This is a genomic window from Paenibacillus zeisoli, from assembly GCF_003994465.1.
GTDB classification, from domain to species: domain Bacteria; phylum Bacillota; class Bacilli; order Paenibacillales; family Paenibacillaceae; genus Fontibacillus; species Fontibacillus zeisoli.
In genome coordinates this window covers 65,844-82,691 of the sequence record NZ_RZNX01000003.1, presented here as the reverse complement: position 1 = coordinate 82,691, position 16,848 = coordinate 65,844, and the positions used below count along the sequence as shown (strand labels likewise).

The window sequence follows — 16,848 nt, the reverse complement described above, 5'->3', positions numbered from 1 at the left end:
GGCAATTTTTGAATGGACGAGATAGACCGTTGTTCACTTTTTACTCAGTAGAGGTTTCGAATCCTTTTTTTGAACCAAACAACTTGATTTTCAACCCGATGCATGCAGACGCAAGCACGAGAAACAATACGCCACTCCAAGCAATCAGGTGTGTTCCCATCTGTGACAGAAACCATCCGCCTAGGGTGGTGCCAATCGTAATCCCTAGGTTTCCAAAGGAGACAAACAGACTATTAGCAAATTCAGGTGCTTCTGAGGCTTCGGAAGTTAACCAAGTTTGACTTACAATCAGGCCGCCGGTAAATACAGCCCCCCAGATAATTATGATGATACTCATGGGAATGGAATAGCTTCCGAGGTAGTAGATCAGACAATAGATAGCTCCGAGCACAAGGGGATAAGAAATAATGGTTTTTACCATGTTTCTGCTCAAAAATTTAGCGGCCTGCATATTGCCAATGATCCCGCTTGCGCCAAATAGAATTAACATGATGCTTACCATTTTACCGCTCATTCCTGTAACTACCTCGAGATATTCAGCAAAATAGGCATAGACAGAGTATAAGGACGCCAGGATACAACAAGCGGCTGCAATATTAAGCCACAATTGGGGCTTGGTCAGGACATTCAGTTGTTTCCCATAGGATAACCGTCTTGTGACGGGCATAGATGGAAGGAAGATCAGAATTCCAAGCAGTGAAATGGCATGGACGACGGAGGAAAAAAGAAACGCAGTTTCAAGTGAGAATTGATCTCCTATAAAGGATGTGATCGGAACGCCTAATACCATCCCCACCGTTAACCCGGTGAACACTTTAGCCAGCGCTAGGGCACTTTGTTCTTGGGGGACAGAGCTTGCCGCTGCCGCAAAGGCAACTGAGAAATAGACAGGATGGAGAAAAGCAGGAATTAGCCGAACGATCATCAAGACGTTATAACTCGAGGCAAAGGCGGATAGAAGGTTAGAGATCGTAAAAACAACTAGCACGCTAGCCAGAATCTTTTTCCGGTTTACTCCAGAGAATAATAAGGTCATGAATGGACCAGAAATGGCAATGATCAAGGCAAACATGCTTACGAGCATACCCGCTTGGGATGCGCCAATATGGAATTTATCGGCTATGATGGGCAAAATGCCTACGATGCCAACCTCGGTATTTGTAATGCCAAATACGCCGAGGGCAATAGCATAAGTGAGAAATGATTTTTTGGAATGCAAAAGAATTCATCCTTTCATTATACGTATTAATTTCATGTGTTTAGTTGGTATTATGAGCAAAAACTCTCCAACACCAAATGAAAAATAGAATAAACTCATCCCACCTGATGTTTGTGAGTTTTGAATAGAGAAACTGTGCTGTTGCCTACCCGGAAGATTCCTGCCTTAATCGGTAATTATCTTCCATTCCTTTATAAGTCACGATTTTATCAGCGAGTAAATCAAGATTTTTCTGAAGTTCCATAATTCTGTTCTGAACTTCAGCATAGTGCTCCTCGAGAAGAATCCTCCTTGCCGTTAAAGTTGGATCACCTTGCCTCCGGAGTTCAGCAATTTCCAGCATTTTGGTAATCGACATTCCAGTGGCTTTAAGGCGAGTTAGAAATTCAATCCAAGTGACGTCCAATGAAGAATAACAACGGTACCCATTTTCATCGCGATCAATGGAACATAGAAGACCTATATTCTCATAATAGCGAAGGGTATGGACACTAAGACCGGTGACAGCTGCGACCTGACGAATGGTTAATAACTTTTCCATGAACCCAATATACACCTTCGAGTTAACTCTAGAGCAAGCATTTTTTGCGGAGAAAAGAAGTATGGAATAAAAAAAGACCCGTAGAATCAGATTACCTGATCTTACGAGTCTTTTTGGAATGGTGGTTCTAAAGTAAATTAATTATTAAGACTGAAACGAAGGTTTCTTAAGAGAACAGTTCATAGCAATCTCCCTTAACTCGGGCGCATAATCACTTAGAGAAATGATGAAATAACAGGTCTCGGGGAAGTGATGCTCAAGGAACCGGAGGGTTGTTTTATTGAACACCTCCTTGTTCTCGTAACGCGTGACAACCATATTGATGAAGCTATTCAACTCAAGCACGGTTATGCCCACTTCATGAGCCAGAAGCTGCTGGCGTCTAAATCCGGGGGGAGAGAATCGCAAATAGCCTACCATTGCCCGGTTCTGCACCATGAAGCCTTGGATCTTGAGGGAGTAAGCGTCTATACGATGAATAAGATCAACTTCCATGGGATCAAGAACATTTCGAAGCAGAATAGCATGCCCTAGCTGGTCTTCCAGCCACAGATCGAGCAGCTCTACGACGGAGAGCACGGGTGCGGGTTGACCTTGTACATAAAAAGAAAGCTGGCGTAAGTACTCCTGATTCTCATTAAGAGTACCGTTGAAATAAGTGGGGGACAAGCTAATCTGAATCTCGTTGTTGATCCGGTGCCTCTGCACCGTTCCCTCAAACTCATAATATCCCTTGGCGACGGGCCAGATTTCCTTGGCTATTTGGATCATTCTTTCTGAGCTTACATCCTCATCCTTAGGCAGATTATTCAATTTGTTAAGAAGATCTCCAAATGCCTGAATATATTGATCTGCCGCAGCTATCCACTGCTTCTCATAAGGGGCCAGACCTTCGAGTACGAATATGGCGTGATCCTGCAAAATGGCAATCCAGAAGGCATGCTCCTCCCAAATTGTAATGCTTCTATTCACCGACAACATATTTCACCCCGTTCTAACGATATCTCCCTGAAATTCATGCATCTAATTATATGTGCCGGTAGGAAGGGAAATACCTGATCACGGACATAAGTGCCCTGGAATTATTCTTTACATGGTGCGCTGCCCCTTGTTATAATGACGCTAGAGTTTGATATCGGAGATCACCGGAGGAGCCTGCCAACAGCGGGCTCTTTTTGTCTTTTTTTCATCGTGAAATTTACCGACTAGCTTTAGCTGCCGCTTTAAACTCTACATACCTGGTTATGATGAGAAAGAGAAAGAAAGCTCCTCCGTAAGAATGGAGAGCGATGTGGAGTTCAGACAGAGAGATGAAGGAGGGTCAAATGAGTCATGCATCAATTTAACGAAATTTTCATTCAATTATTAATTCTTCTGGCGGTCTCCATGTTCGTGATAGCGATTGCCAAGAAGCTGAATCAGCCATACTCGATAGCGCTAGTTATCGTCGGTCTTCTGCTGGGTGTAACGCATGTTCCTTTCCTGGAGGAGGCTGAGGCGTACATTACGCAGTCGCATGTTTTTCAGGCGGTCATTATCTCGCTGTTTCTGCCGATCCTGCTTGGAGACGCGACACTCAAGCTGCCATTCTCACATCTTAGAGAGCAGAGCAGGCCCGTACTGGCCTTATCCCTGGGGGGAACCCTGCTGTCCTTCCTTATCATTGCGCTCAGCAGTTATTATGTGATGGGTCTGCCGCTTATTGTGGCCTTTACCTTCGCATCCCTGATGAGTGCAACAGATCCGATCAGCGTCATCTCGATCTTCAAATCCTTGGGTGTGCCCAAGTCCGTGGTCACGATTATTGAAGGAGAGTCGTTGTTCAATGACGGTATTGCCGTAGTATTATTCCAGATTTCTTCTATCTACCTGCTATCTTATATGGAGATGGGCTGGGCTTTGGGAGTCGGAAGCGGGGTGCTCCTGTTCTTAAAGTTTGCACTGGGCGGCATGGCCATTGGGGCGGTTATGGGCTATATTTTCTCGCAGATTATCCGATTCTACGATGATTATCCGCTGGAGATCGGGTTCTCCATGCTGCTGTTCTTCGGCAGCTACTTTATCGCAGAGCATTTCCACGTATCAGGCGTTATTGCGGTGGTGGTAAGCGGGCTAATCTTTGGCAGTTATGGCGCGAAGATCGGCATGTCGGAGACCACGGAAATGAACATTAACTCGTTCTGGGACGTCATCACTTTGATCGCAAATTCACTGATTTTCCTAATGATTGGACTGGAGATCAAAAATATTGATTTTGCCCACAGGTGGCAGATGATTCTGCTGGCCATTGTGATTGTCCTCCTTGGACGGACGCTTGCGCTGTATGCCAGCGTATCGGTGCTGCGGAATTTCCCAAGATCATGGAAGTCCGTTCTCAATTGGGGAGGCTTAAAAGGGAGCCTGTCCATTGCGCTGGCACTTAGTCTGCCGCAGTCGTTCGAAGGGCGTGAGGATGTGCTGGTACTGACTTTTAGCGTGGTGCTGTTCTCGCTGCTGGTACAGGGATTAACGATAAAGCCGCTCGTAATGAGGCTTGGTCTCAGCGGTCAGAGTCAGAAGTCGGAGCACAATTAGCCTTTACATGTCCGGGTACCCCCTGATATAATAGCCTAGAATTTGATATCGGAGATCACCGGAGGAGCCTGCCAACAGCGGGCTCTTTTTGTCTTTTTCCGGGCATATTATCATCCACAGAGAACTACAGAACAGGAACCATAAAGGGGAGGGACGTATGGAACAACAGGCTTATTGGGCAATAGGAATATTTCTTGTTATTTACGCACTGATTATTTCAGAAAAGATTCACCGGACCATTGTTGCCATGCTGGGCGGAATCCTGATGGTAGCGTTCGGAATCGTTAGCCAAGAGACGGCGCTGCATCACATTGACTTCAATACACTTGGACTGCTCGTTGGAATGATGATCATTGTAAGCATTACTGCAGAGACGGGCTTGTTCAAGTATATCGCGATCTGGGCGGCCAAGAAGGTCAAAGGGGAGCCTGTCCGGATTCTAATTGTACTAGGGATTATAACGGCCTTTGGCTCGGCGTTCCTCGATAATGTGACAACCGTACTGCTCATGGTACCTGTAACGTTCAGCATCACAAGGCAGTTGAAAGTGAACCCGGTACCATTCCTGTTCACTGAGATTATCGCTTCCAATGTTGGGGGGACGGCTACACTGATCGGTGATCCGCCGAACATTATGATTGGCTCAGCGGTTAAGGAATTGACGTTCATGGCCTTCATCTCCAATCTGACGCCGATTGTCATCATTATCATGCTGGCCTATATTCCTTTGCTTGTGTTGATGTTCAGGAAGAAGATCCAGACGACACCCGAGCTCAAAGCAAGCCTGATGAAGCTTGATAATTCGGAGCTGATCACGAATCCTAAGCTGCTCCGCAAATGTCTGGTTATCCTTGGGTTAACCATCCTTGGATTCTTCCTGCATCAGACACTGCATCTGGAATCTGCAACTGTAGCCCTTGCTGGAGCGTTCCTGCTCTTGTTAATGACCGGGGAGCACACAATGGAGAAGGCACTTTCCCGGGTAGAGTGGACGACGATCTTCTTCTTCGTCGGACTGTTCGTCCTGGTGTCCGGTCTTGTGGAGACCGGTGTGATCGCGGAGCTGGCGGCAAGGGCCATCGAATGGACCGGAGGGGATCCGCTGGCTACCTCAATGCTGATTCTGTGGCTCAGCGCTATTGCTTCAGCCTTCCTGGATAACATTCCTTTTGTGGCTACCATGATTCCCATGATTCAGGAAATGGGCCAAATGGGTATGCAGAACCTGGAGCCGCTATGGTGGAGTCTTGCGCTTGGTGCCTGCCTGGGAGGGAACGGTACCTTGATCGGAGCGAGTGCGAATCTGATCGTGGCTGGCCTTGCCGGCAAGGAAGGTCACCCGATCCGCTTCGTAGACTACCTAAAGCTTGGATTTCCACTGATGCTGCTCTCCATTGCGCTGTCGAGTGTCTATATCTACCTGCGTTATTTGATGTGAGGAACGGAGGATGGTTATGTTAACCTATCAGATTGATCCCAGTGTGCTGGATCTCCAGGAGAGCCAGGATGGCACAGATATTGAGTTTAATATCAAGCTTCACCATGGAAATTCTGTTGATCAGCTAAGGCTGGTTCAGCAAGTCTTCGATAGTAATACAGACTATACGGATGCGCTGTTCTATGCATACGCGAATCATGAATATAAGGTCATTGTGCGGCAGGAGCACTACAACGATTTCTTAATTGAGTTATTTAAGGCCCGCTTGCTTCGAAGTCTGGAGTGGGCGGAGTAGGAGAGTTTATATTAGTTGAGATTAAGAATTACCCATAGGCAAGAGTGTAAGTGATGTAATTAACATTTGAATAGGGTATACCTGGAGGAGCCTGTCACCAAGGGAGAGCTGTGTCTAATCACAGTTATCCCGTGGTGGCAGGCTCTTGTTGTCTATATAGCAGGGCTCTAGTTAATGCACATACAAAAGAAAGTGAAGGTGAAGATCATGCTGATTTTTGACATGGCAGTTATTTTATTGGCGTCCAAGCTTGCCGGGGATTTGAGCGTTAAATTGCGCCAGCCCGCGGTACTTGGCAAATTATTAATAGGGATTCTATTGGGACCGGCTATACTTGGACTTATCCAGGAGACGGATATCTTGAATGAGATCAGCCAGATCGGTGTGATTCTACTGATGTTTATCGCGGGACTGGAGACAGACACGGAAGAATTCAAACGCACAGGGAAAGCTTCGGCCTATGTTGGGCTGGCTGGTGTGATTTTTCCGTTAGCGCTTGGATACGGAGCTGGAATATTGCTGAATATGCCTACGCTGCATGCTGTGTTCCTGGGACTGCTGCTGTCAGCCACAAGTGTAAGTATCTCGGTACAATCCCTGAAGGAAATGGGGCAGCTTAAATCCAGAGAAGGCACAACCATTCTAGGAGCTGCCGTTATTGATGATGTACTGGTGATTATTGCCCTTGCTTTCCTGATGAGCTTATCTGGCGGAGATGTTAATCTGGGCCTGGTCATTCTCAAAAAGGTAGCTTTCTTCGCCATCGCGATCCTGTGCGGATGGAAGCTGGTACCGTGGATGATGCGGAGGCTTGCGAAGCTGCGCGTCTCCGAGACGGTCGTGTCTGCTGCGCTTATACTCTGTTTTGCATTCGCATATTTGGCTGAATACGCCGGAGTCGCGGCGATCATTGGAGCATACATTGCTGGAATCTTCATCAGCTTGACGGGATACAGACATGAAGTAACAGAGAAGGTGGAGACGATCAGCTACGCGTTCTTTGTCCCGGTCTTCTTTACAACCATAGGGGTGAAGGTGGATTTCTCGGGCATGTCAGCTCACCTCGGTCTGATTGTATTACTGAGCCTGCTAGCCATCGCGACCAAGCTGTTCGGCTCGGCAATCGGGGCAAGAGTGGCCGGCTTCAACTGGCGGAGCGCCATGGCTATTGGCGCAGCGATGGTGTCACGCGGGGAAGTTGCACTGATTATTGCGGGGATCGGACAAGAATCGGGGCTGTTATCCCCAGAAATGATGACCGTATTGGTTATTGTTGTGCTCATTACCACGATGGTTACGCCGGTACTTATGAAGCTGTTCTTCAAAGAACGGAGTGAGGAAAAGCTCCAAGGTGTGACAGAGAGGAAATAAATAGGAGAAAGCAAGAACGAAAGCAAAGCCAAATCAAGCCCACGAATCAGTTACCCCAAATAAGGGTTGATTCGTGGGCTTGATTATTTTCTCAAAGATGTATTTTCTTCAGAAGAAGTAAAGTTCTAGAGTGAAAATATCGAGACCTAAACTTAATAAAATCAAAAACATAACGTTACTGTTGATGTAATTCAGCCTTCAAGCATTTCGCGAATGCGGCGAAAGCTTTGCTGCGAAATTGCTCTTTGCGGCGAACCAGCCGCGTAGTCGCGTACTGGTACCGTTTCGGGACCGGATAAACGCAAAGCCGATGATCAGCCCCGGAAATGACCGATTCAGGTACGAGCGCATAGCCGAGTCCTGCCTGTACACAGTTCAGCATCATATCCATAGTGCTGATTTCTATCAAGTTCGCGTTCAGTGTACCCTCGCTGCGAAGCCACTCCTCGCTTGCTGTCCTAAACGGGCATCCCTTTGGAAATACGACCCAAGCTGCATTTGCGATACTTGGAATCTCTGATGATGAACCTTGTCCTTCAGCTGCCGTTAGCAGAACGACTTTATCCCGAATTTCAACCTCTATTTCAAGTAGGGACTTATCGAAGTCACCCGTATAGAAAGCTCCGTCCAACTGATGGTTCAACACTTTCTCGTAATTTTGCGGCGATGTTCCGTTAATTAGCGATAACGCGACTTCTGGATATAACCGTTGAAATTCAGACAGCGCCTTGATAAACGGGCCCGAGGAAGCAAAAGTCTCCACGATGCCTATCGTAAGGGGTCCTGACGGATAATCCGGCTCCCTCACCGCCATGACGGCTTCCTCGGCCATTCGAATAATATCTAATGCATACTTGCTGAATGCGAGCCCTCTCTCAGTTGGCGTTACACCCTTAGGATGTCTGTTGAACAATTGAATGCCTAACTCCGATTCCAGCTTGCGGACACGTGCTGTGACATTCGACTGCACGTAATCCAGCCTCTGCGCGGCGCGCGAGATGCTGCCTTCCTCGATGATCGCCATCACTACTTTCAAATCCGTTAATTCCATGAGAACCCCTTTTCTTAGAGTATCATTTTTTTTGATATATGTATTAATAACAATCATTTTACCGTATGACTACACCGGATTACAATCAGGTCATACAAACCATACTTCGGGCAGCCAATAAGATTACTGCCCTTTGTACATTTAAGGAGGATATCAATATGAGTACGTATACCAAGCTTTTGTCCGCATTTCAGTTAGGTTCCCTGCCACTGCCCAATCGGGCGGCACTTTCACCGATGACACGAACGAGCGCAGAATCAAATGGCCTGGCAAACGATCGGATGGCGCGGTATTACGCGAGATTCGCGAAAGGTGGGTTCGGTCTTATCATTACAGAAGGCATTTATCCGGACTTGCTGAACAGCCAAAGCTATAAGAACCAGCCTGGCATTGCCAATGAAGAGCAGGCCGAGTCTTGGAGGCCTGTCATACAGGCAGTACATCGCGAAGGCGGACGGATAATCGCGCAGCTAATGCATGCGGGTGCCCTCGTTCAGCACAATGGATTTACACCAGTAGCACCTTCAGCTGTTAAGCCGGTCGGCACGATGTTAGAAGATCACGGAGGTAGTGGGGAATTTACCGTCCCGAAAGCGATGACAATATCGGAGATCCGAAAGGCGATTGATAATTTCGCCCAAGCTGCCCTTCGAGCCAAGCTGGTCGGATTTGATGGGGTTGAAGTGCATGCCGCCAACGGCTATTTGCTCGATCAATTCATTACCAATTACACGAACCTCAGAACCGATGAATACGGCGGTTCAACGGAGAGGCGCATCCGAATCGTCGTCGAAGTATTGGAAGCAATTCGCGACGTTGTAGGCCCGGAATATACAGTAGGCGTGCGCATCTCGCAAGGCAAAGTGAACGATATCCACCATAAGTGGGCAAACGGAATCGAAGATGCCAAAACCATTTTCCAGAAATTAGGACAGGCTCACCCGACCTACATCCATACAACCGAATACAAAGCATTTGCACCTGCATTCGCAGACGGCGGCCCCACACTGGCAGAACTCGCCGCAAAGTACGGCGGCGTGCCAGTCATCGCGAATGGCAAACTAGGCGAGCCTGAGAAGGCGGAACAGCTCTTGACGGCGAATAGTGCTGATCTCGTCGCGATCGGCACAAGTGCATTAGTGAATTCAGATTGGGTGAATAAATTGAAGGAAGGAGCCGAGCTGAACCATTTCGACCATCGTTTCTTGCACCCCATCGCGACACTGCGGGATGATGAAGTTATCGTATAAGAACAGCTCTGGTCACGATTATTAATTTGGGGAACTTGTATTGAAGGAGCTTGCTATTCAGCAGGCTCCTTTTTCTCACTATTAGTGGTGAATGCCTGCATGATTGAAGCTGTTAGGGAACAGCCCAGGAATATTTTATTTTCCGTGGATACCTGTTGACAGATCCAACAACATATATTATCTTTAATTTAAGATAATTAATTCAAAGATAAAAGGTGGTGACCATCATGACAATGGTCAATAAGCTCCTAAGCAATGACTTCGAGGTGGCCTTAGAAGGTAGAGGGTAGAAGAGACGGGTCGAGCTCCGGAAGAACTTAAGGTTGGACCAAGATCAGCTATATGCTGGAGCTCCGGAAATGATTAAGGTCGTACCAAGCTCAGGTATATAGAGCTATCTATCTGAGTTAGCCGTGAACATAAGAAGTATCAGCAAGGTGCTAGTTGGTGGATAATAGACACGGCAAGATCATTCTTGTAGAACTCATATCTTAAATTAAAGATAAAATAAAAACGAAAATTGGAGATGATTATAATGTTGGGATTAGGATTGTTAATTATTCGGTTGGTTATCGGGTTGTTGTTCATTGGTCACGGCGCACAGAAGCTGTTCGGGATGTTCGGGGGTTATGGACCAAAGGGAACTGGAGGTTGGATGGAGTCAGTAGGAATTAAACCGGGAGTGGCCATGGCAGTCATCGCAGGCCTGATAGAATTGATCGGAGGAACCCTGTTCGCTATTGGACTGATCACGCCCGTGGCAGCAATTCTGATTGCCTTGACTATGGTAGGAGCAATTGTAAAGGTGCACGGGCCGAATGGTCTGTGGGCAACCTCCAATGGTTATGAATATCCGCTGGTCGTTCTGGCGGTAGTCATTGGTATCGCTCTTACAGGAGCCGGAGCCTACTCCTTGGATGCAGTTCTTTTCTAATTACCTGTAACAGAACATTCTGCCTTCCCATTCTAAATTAAGGTTCAGAGGAGCATAGCTATGATCTCAATAGATCCATCTCTGCAGGAAGACAGGGACAATTATAAGCTGCTTATTGGCAGTATCGTGCCGAGGCCGATTGCTCTAGTTACTACACTTACAGAGGATGGGGTGTTGAATGCCGCCCCGTTCAGTTATTTCTCCATCGTATCCAGCACACCGCCGTTGTTGTCGGTGTCCGTACAGCGCAGAAATGGTCAGATGAAGGACACGGCCCGCAATGCTATCCGCCAGGGTGAGCTTGTCATTCACATAGTCGATGAATCCAATGTGGAGGCGGCTAATCAAGCAGCTGCCAGCCTGCCGCCTGACGAGAGTGAGGCTGCCGCAGCCGGGCTGACGCCTGTACCCAGCGAAGTCGTGCAGGTGCCGGGGATTACTGAGGCAAAAATCAGAATGGAATGTGTGCTCGAACATGCCTACCAGCTTGGAGGTGCCGGGGAAGATCCTGGATGTGATCTGCTCATTGCACGTGTGGTTCGGTTCCAGGTCGCGGAAGAGATTCTTCAGGACGGACGAATCGATGCCGAGAAGCTGGCCCCTGTCAGTCGTATGGCGGGTAACGATTACTCAACACTGGGCCGGTTGTTCTCTCTGGAACGGCCGCAATAGATAAATAGCAGCCGTCCGGGATTTTAAAGCTTAAAGACGACTCTTTCAAAAAAAGAAAGCAAAGCTCCAGTCCAAGGGATTATCCTTCGGGCTGGAGCTTTGCTGTTTGGGTCTACGGCTCCTTTGAGGTTTCCTTTTTTATGGTAATATTAGCATAAATAAGGAGAGGGGAGTGTGTTCGATTGATTCAATCTATTAACTTTAAGCAGGAGCGTTCCCTGCCAGAGGATTACTATTGGGTGAATGAGCCGAAGCAGCTCGAGTGGAATGAGAGCCGGGGCTTAATAATGACTACAGAGCCGGATACCGATTTCTGGCAGAGAACGCATTATGGCTTTCAGCGGGACAATGGGCATTGTCTGTTCACGAAGGTGCAGGGAGATTTCGCTTTTACCGCGGAGGTCTCATTTGAACCCTTGACCCAGTACGATCAGTGCGGTGTGATGCTGCGTGCCGATCAGGATCATTGGATCAAAGCCTCGATTGAATATGAGAATGAAGCGTTCAGCCGGCTCGGATCTGTGGTGACGAACAGGGGTTACTCGGACTGGGCGACAACCGATATTTCGAACGAAATCAAATCGATGTCCTATCGGATCAGCCGCCGGGGACAGGATGTATTAATTGAATATAAAGCTCCGGGGTCTGAGTGGAAGCAGATGCGGGTTGCCCACCTGCATGAGGCTGCGGAGATGATAGAAGTAGGCATCTATGCCTGCAGTCCGCGTGACCGTTCATTCACCTGCTCGGTAATCCAGATGTCCACCGGGCCTAATCAGTGGGAGCAGGAGAAATAGAAGCTGGCAGCTGGGCTGGAGGGACAGGCTCTCTGAACTTCACGCTTACGAACTCCAGCTCCGTGTTAGCTTCGAGGCTGTACGGAGTGCCTGGCTTAATTTCAAGCACATCCCCGGGCTTAACGGCCCTTGTGCTGCCATTAACCTTCACTTGTCCTGAGCCGGAGAGAACCATCCAGATCATCGTCCATTCCGGCGTTGCGGGTTCCCCCATGTGCTTACCTTGAAGAACACGGACGACAGAAATTAATTCACCTGGGGTCTTCAAAGGACCTGATCGGCGCAGGATTCTGGAACTGCCCCAGCTGTATTCCGTGTTGGAAGGAAGGATAGACTTTCCCGGATCGAGTTCCTTGATTCGGCTGCTGTTCTCTTTGGAAGCAACCAGTATTCCGTCGTGACTTGCGGCAATGATCAGATTGGAGACACCGATCACATGAATCGGCTGGTCCAGCTCGCTGACAAGATGAGTATTCGATGAATCCCCCGAGATGCTTCCCGGTCCAATGGAATTCGTCCCCAGATGCTTGGTGAACGTATCCCAGCTGCCCAGGTCTTCCCACGCCCCCTCATAAGGAACTACCACCGTATTCTTCGTATGCTCCACGATTTCTTTGTCAAAGCTTGCCTCGGATAATCCTTCATATAACTGTAGAAGTTGATCATAGTCTCCAGGCAGACCATATCCGAGAAGGGCTTCGGAAATGAACCCCAGCGAGAAGGCAAACACCCCGCAGTTCCATAGAGCATCCTTCTGCAGAAGGACGCGTGCCTGATTCATGTCCGGTTTCTCCGCGAACTTGGATACCCGCCGATAGATATCACCCGTATTGGAATTTGCAGCCTCAGGCACGATATAGCCGTATTGAGTCGAAGGGAAAGTAGGCCGGGTACCGATCAGTGCTATATTGGCGCCTGAGCTTGAGAGAACCGACGGTAATGTGCGAAGCAGCCCGAAGAAGCTTGCCTCTACATAAGGATCGACTGGCATGAAGATGAGAGGCTCACTGGGATCTGCCCCCGGCTGAGACTGCAGATAGGCGCATGCCAGCGCAATTGCTGTCAGAGTACCCCGCTTGTGGGATTCGGTTAGGATGGGGATTCGGTTCCCGATCTGACTGCGCATAAGCTCAAGCTGGCTGTGGTGGGTGACAATGGTTGCAGAGTCCAGCAGTCCGGCCTCACCGAGCTGCCGGCATACCCTCTGAATCATCGATTCCCGGCTCCCGTCAGGGGCGGGTAACAGCTTAAGAAAGGTTTTGGAGCGGACTTCACCGGATAACGGCCACAATCTTTTGCCGGAACCTCCGGACAGCAGGATGATTTTCATATGCACACCTCCTTGGAACACAAATTAGGGAGCAGACTACGTCGTTATACCGACTTCTTTGGACGCAGGGAGTAGCCGCTGCGTTTATGGAAGGACAGGGAGCGGAAGGAGCTGGATAACAGCTGCCGTTCTGCGGCGGGAACCGCCAGAATCGATTTCTTGAATTCCTTGTTCAGAGCAGGTCTAAGCCTGATCGAGCCCGGATAGTTGGAGCGGACATAATTGCCATAGGTCTCAAACTCCGAGAAGCCGAACTGTTTCTTGTGATTAAGCTGCTTCAGGATTGCGGTGTACCAGCGGACGCCGTGTCTCTTCTCAATGGTCTTTTTGAGCCGGCCCAGCTTGACCGAATCATAGAGCATGTAGTGGTTGACGAAGGACTTGGGAGAACTCGCTTTCTGCCCGAGCAGCCGGGCGTGAATACTAAGGTATTCCGGATGCGTCCAGTTCCGGTACAAGAATGTGGTCCTGCCGTTCTCGAGAAAAGTATGAGGCCGAATCATGACCGTATCCGCATCGGTCACAAGAAAATGCCGGTTCTTGCACACCTTGTCACCATTCAGCTTGAGCAGCTGCTGATACAGCCACCCGGAACGATCCCACGTACTGGACCGGTAGGTGATATCCTTCTTGGTAATCGGCAGTACCGTATTCTCATGTACAAAGGTACATTTCTTCAAACGGCATAAGCTTCGGATTCGGGGACTGTCCGGGGATACGATATAAATGGTGCCAATGGGATGGGTGAGATATTTGCGTAATCCATCAATTACAAAGGGCAGGGTTCCGAGGTCTTTCTCAATAGCGGGTATCAGCACGTCTATCGGGGTTCGTGCGTTTAACGAAGCTTGAGCCACGTTACCGTTCATCTCCTTTTTATGAAATCTAGTAAACTCCTGCCTTCTTGAAATTCACAAGCTATGGTTACAAGATATGCTGCGGATTCTGCGGCTGTTTGTGTATCTGTCTTCGGCCCCAGGGCACTCATCAAATTCTTATTTTTCTCTCATGCTGCTGTAATTCAGCTATGCTAAATTGTTGATTACTAATTGATGAGAAAAAGGTGACTTCTAATATGTTAATCCATTTCGACTATGATATATTTCAGATGATTAATCACTTGGCCGCGAGCGCTTCTGTTCTGAACCCGTTGATGAAATTTCTTGCGGAAGATGCAGAATATTTATTTTTCGCCGGCGTGTTGATCTATTGGTTCCTAAGGACAGACCGCAACCGCAGAATGACGTTCGAGGCGCTGATTGCAGCATGTATAGGACTTGGAATTAGCGGATTGATCGGGCATTTTCTGTATCGGGATCGCCCTTTTGCTGCACATACTGTGATTCAGCTGATTGCTCATCCGGCGAATGCCTCTTTTCCAAGTGATCATGCCCTTGGGGCTTTTGTTATAGCGTCCACTTTCTGGTTATATCGTTGGAAGGAGGGCATCCTATGGCTTATTCTGGGTGGATTGATCGCTCTATCCCGGGTATGGACAGGGGTCCATTATCCGTCCGATGTGATTGCGGGAGCTGTGATCGGTAATCTCGTTGCGCTCACGGTACATGGGGTATTCAAGCACTCGGCACGTCTTCGCACAATCGAGACGACAATCATCCGTCTATATGAGAGAATTGAACATAAGATATGGGCCAGGAAACCCCACGTGAAATCTTCTAAATAAGAATCTTTCAAGTTCATGTAGAAGGGGAGGAAGCTGATATGAAAAACACCCTGCTGGTGTTTCTACTGTCGGCCGTGCTGCTGTCAGGCTGTTTCTCTAATGGAACATCAGCTCTGAACCCGGCACCTGCCAAAAAGATCACCGGGGCAGCGACCGGGGCTGTATCCACCGGTGCGCCTGCGGCCGTGAAGAAGTATGACCATGTCGTTATCCTAGTTGAAGAGAATCACTCGTACAATCAGATTGTGAACAGCAATCAGAATCCGTTCATGCAGTCCCTGATCAAGAAGGGGGCCTTGTTCACAGACGCTCACGGCATCACTCATCCGAGTCAGCCGAACTACCTGGCACTGTTCTCGGGTTCGACGCAGGGGATCAAGAGCGATGCCTGTAAGGGGCCATTTCAGGCGCCCAATCTGGCAAGTCGCTTAGCCGCAGCACATCTTAGCTTTGCAGGCTATTCCGAGGACATGCCGTCTGTCGGCTTCGCCAAGTGTTACTCTAAGGGATATGCACGGAAGCATAATCCCTGGGCCCAGTTCACGAATGTACCGAAGGAAGCGAACCGGCCTATGACGGATTTTCCATCAGACTTCTCAAAGCTTCCTACGGTATCATTTGTCATTCCTGCGCTCGAGAACGACATGCACGATGGAACCGTCAAGGAAGCGGATGATTGGCTGAAGAAGCACCTTGGTGATTATGCAGCCTGGGCTGAGAGTCATAACAGCCTGCTTATCATCACTTGGGATGAAGATAATTTCGCAAGACCGAATCATATCCCGCTGATCTTCGCCGGAGCGGGAATCAAGCCGGGCAAATATACACAGACCGTGAATCATTATCATGTTCTGCGCACACTTGAAGCGATGTATGGGCTGGAACCTCTGGGAGAAAGTAAGAAAGTTCAGCCAATCACGAATCTGTGGGCAGCACCCGCAGCCAAATAGAGAAATAACTTGAGAAAAGGGCAGGGCTGGCTGATGATGCGTGATACCATATTAATTATCGAAGACGAGGACAAAATTGCCCGCTTGCTGGAGATGGAACTCAGCTATGAGGGTTATGAAGTGGAGCGTGCCTCCACGGGCCGGGAAGGGCTGTCGAAAGGGCAGTCAGGAGGCTGGAGTGTCATCCTGCTGGATATTATGCTGCCGGAGCTGAGTGGAACCGAGGTGTTAAGAAGGCTTCGTCAGACCGATCCGATTACTCCTGTGATTCTGCTTACGGCAAGGGATGCCGTACCGGATAAGGTAAGCGGCCTGGATTTAGGAGCTAACGATTATATTACAAAGCCTTTTGAGATTGAAGAGGTTCTGGCCCGGATTCGTGCCTGTATCCGTAACCGGAAGCTGGGTGAGACCGGATACCTTGGGGTGGAAGAGTTCCCCGAGCTTACGCTGGGCGATCTAACTGTAGTTCCTTTAATGAGGAAGGTGACCCGGGGCACGGATCTTATAGAACTGACTCCCAAAGAGTATGAGCTGCTGCTCTATCTGCTGGAGAACCGCAACCAGGTGCTGACGAGAAATCAAATTATCAGTCAGGTCTGGGGCTATGATTTCTCCGGTGACACGAATGTGGTGGATGTGTATATCCGTTATTTGCGCAAAAAAGTAGACTATCCTTATAAGCAGCAGCTCATTCATACCCATCGCGGTGTAGGCTACTCCATAAAGGAGACCTGACCGA

17 protein-coding genes are annotated in these 16,848 nt (G+C 48.5%); 11 read left to right on the top strand and 6 right to left on the bottom strand.

Features of this window, described 5'->3' with window-relative positions; all coding sequences use genetic code 11:
* Window positions 1-40: 40 nt before the first annotated feature.
* The 3 genes from EJP77_RS09425 to EJP77_RS09415 all read right to left on the bottom strand — a co-directional run bounded on the left by EJP77_RS09425 (window position 41) and on the right by EJP77_RS09415 (window position 2,741).
* The gene (locus EJP77_RS09425; protein ID WP_127198987.1) at window positions 41-1,219 is read right to left on the bottom strand and encodes an MFS transporter; all 1,179 of its coding nucleotides are present in this window, start codon (window positions 1,217-1,219) and stop codon (window positions 41-43) included.
* Between the two features lie 145 nt (window positions 1,220-1,364).
* Window positions 1,365-1,760 (bottom strand): MerR family transcriptional regulator, encoded by a 396-nt coding sequence (locus EJP77_RS09420; RefSeq protein ID WP_127198986.1) that lies wholly within the window; start codon window positions 1,758-1,760, stop codon window positions 1,365-1,367.
* A gap of 144 nt (window positions 1,761-1,904) precedes the next feature.
* The gene (locus EJP77_RS09415; RefSeq protein WP_127198985.1) at window positions 1,905-2,741 is read right to left on the bottom strand and encodes a DUF2935 domain-containing protein; all 837 of its coding nucleotides are present in this window, start codon (window positions 2,739-2,741) and stop codon (window positions 1,905-1,907) included.
* Window positions 2,742-3,092: 351 nt separating this feature from the next.
* On the opposite strand from EJP77_RS09415, the gene EJP77_RS09410 reads away from it, so the two are divergent.
* From EJP77_RS09410 to EJP77_RS09395, 4 genes are all read left to right on the top strand, one after another.
* Window positions 3,093-4,334, top strand: coding sequence for a cation:proton antiporter (locus tag EJP77_RS09410; protein ID WP_127198984.1), 1,242 nt, complete (start codon window positions 3,093-3,095; stop codon window positions 4,332-4,334).
* A gap of 88 nt (window positions 4,335-4,422) precedes the next feature.
* The gene (locus tag EJP77_RS09405) at window positions 4,423-5,772 is read left to right on the top strand and encodes an ArsB/NhaD family transporter (RefSeq protein WP_425464232.1); all 1,350 of its coding nucleotides are present in this window, start codon (window positions 4,423-4,425) and stop codon (window positions 5,770-5,772) included.
* A gap of 16 nt (window positions 5,773-5,788) precedes the next feature.
* Entirely contained in the window at window positions 5,789-6,067 is a 279-nt protein-coding gene (locus EJP77_RS09400) for a hypothetical protein (RefSeq protein WP_127198982.1), read from the top strand.
* 207 nt (window positions 6,068-6,274) lie between these two features.
* On the top strand, window positions 6,275-7,438 hold the full coding sequence (locus EJP77_RS09395; RefSeq protein ID WP_127199352.1) for a cation:proton antiporter: 1,164 nt from the start codon (window positions 6,275-6,277) through the stop codon (window positions 7,436-7,438).
* Window positions 7,439-7,613: 175 nt separating this feature from the next.
* Here EJP77_RS09395 and EJP77_RS09390 read toward each other — a convergent pair whose 3' ends face one another.
* The gene (locus EJP77_RS09390; protein ID WP_127198981.1) at window positions 7,614-8,489 is read right to left on the bottom strand and encodes a LysR family transcriptional regulator; all 876 of its coding nucleotides are present in this window, start codon (window positions 8,487-8,489) and stop codon (window positions 7,614-7,616) included.
* 158 nt (window positions 8,490-8,647) lie between these two features.
* Between EJP77_RS09390 and EJP77_RS09385 the strand changes: the two genes are divergently transcribed.
* The 4 genes from EJP77_RS09385 (at window position 8,648) to EJP77_RS09370 (ending at window position 12,142) form a co-directional block, all read left to right on the top strand.
* A complete protein-coding gene (locus EJP77_RS09385) occupies window positions 8,648-9,739 on the top strand; it encodes an oxidoreductase (RefSeq protein ID WP_127199351.1) in 1,092 nt (363 codons plus the stop codon).
* Window positions 9,740-10,274: 535 nt separating this feature from the next.
* Entirely contained in the window at window positions 10,275-10,673 is a 399-nt protein-coding gene (locus tag EJP77_RS09380; RefSeq protein WP_127198980.1) for a DoxX family protein, read from the top strand.
* Window positions 10,674-10,733: 60 nt separating this feature from the next.
* Window positions 10,734-11,345, top strand: coding sequence for a flavin reductase family protein (locus tag EJP77_RS09375; RefSeq protein WP_127198979.1), 612 nt, complete (start codon window positions 10,734-10,736; stop codon window positions 11,343-11,345).
* A 182-nt stretch (window positions 11,346-11,527) separates the two neighbouring features.
* Window positions 11,528-12,142, top strand: coding sequence for a DUF1349 domain-containing protein (locus EJP77_RS09370; protein ID WP_221886010.1), 615 nt, complete (start codon window positions 11,528-11,530; stop codon window positions 12,140-12,142).
* Here the strand turns inward: EJP77_RS09370 and EJP77_RS09365 are convergent.
* Window positions 12,117-13,472: a sugar phosphate nucleotidyltransferase gene (locus tag EJP77_RS09365; RefSeq protein ID WP_127198977.1), complete on the bottom strand. Its 1,356-nt coding sequence runs from the start codon at window positions 13,470-13,472 to the stop codon at window positions 12,117-12,119. The genes EJP77_RS09370 and EJP77_RS09365 overlap by 26 nt on opposite strands.
* A 44-nt stretch (window positions 13,473-13,516) precedes the next feature.
* Window positions 13,517-14,329, bottom strand: coding sequence for a DUF6492 family protein (locus tag EJP77_RS09360; protein ID WP_127198976.1), 813 nt, complete (start codon window positions 14,327-14,329; stop codon window positions 13,517-13,519).
* A 218-nt stretch (window positions 14,330-14,547) separates the two neighbouring features.
* Between EJP77_RS09360 and EJP77_RS09355 the strand changes: the two genes are divergently transcribed.
* From EJP77_RS09355 to EJP77_RS09345, 3 genes are read left to right on the top strand one after another with little or no spacing between them, the layout of a single operon-like run.
* The gene (locus EJP77_RS09355) at window positions 14,548-15,156 is read left to right on the top strand and encodes an undecaprenyl-diphosphatase (RefSeq protein ID WP_127198975.1); all 609 of its coding nucleotides are present in this window, start codon (window positions 14,548-14,550) and stop codon (window positions 15,154-15,156) included.
* Window positions 15,157-15,194: 38 nt separating this feature from the next.
* A complete protein-coding gene (locus tag EJP77_RS09350; protein WP_127198974.1) occupies window positions 15,195-16,106 on the top strand; it encodes an alkaline phosphatase family protein in 912 nt (303 codons plus the stop codon).
* Window positions 16,107-16,139: 33 nt separating this feature from the next.
* Complete coding sequence (locus EJP77_RS09345) at window positions 16,140-16,844, top strand: response regulator transcription factor (RefSeq protein WP_127199350.1); 705 nt, start codon at window positions 16,140-16,142, stop codon at window positions 16,842-16,844.
* Window positions 16,845-16,848 lie beyond the last annotated feature (4 nt).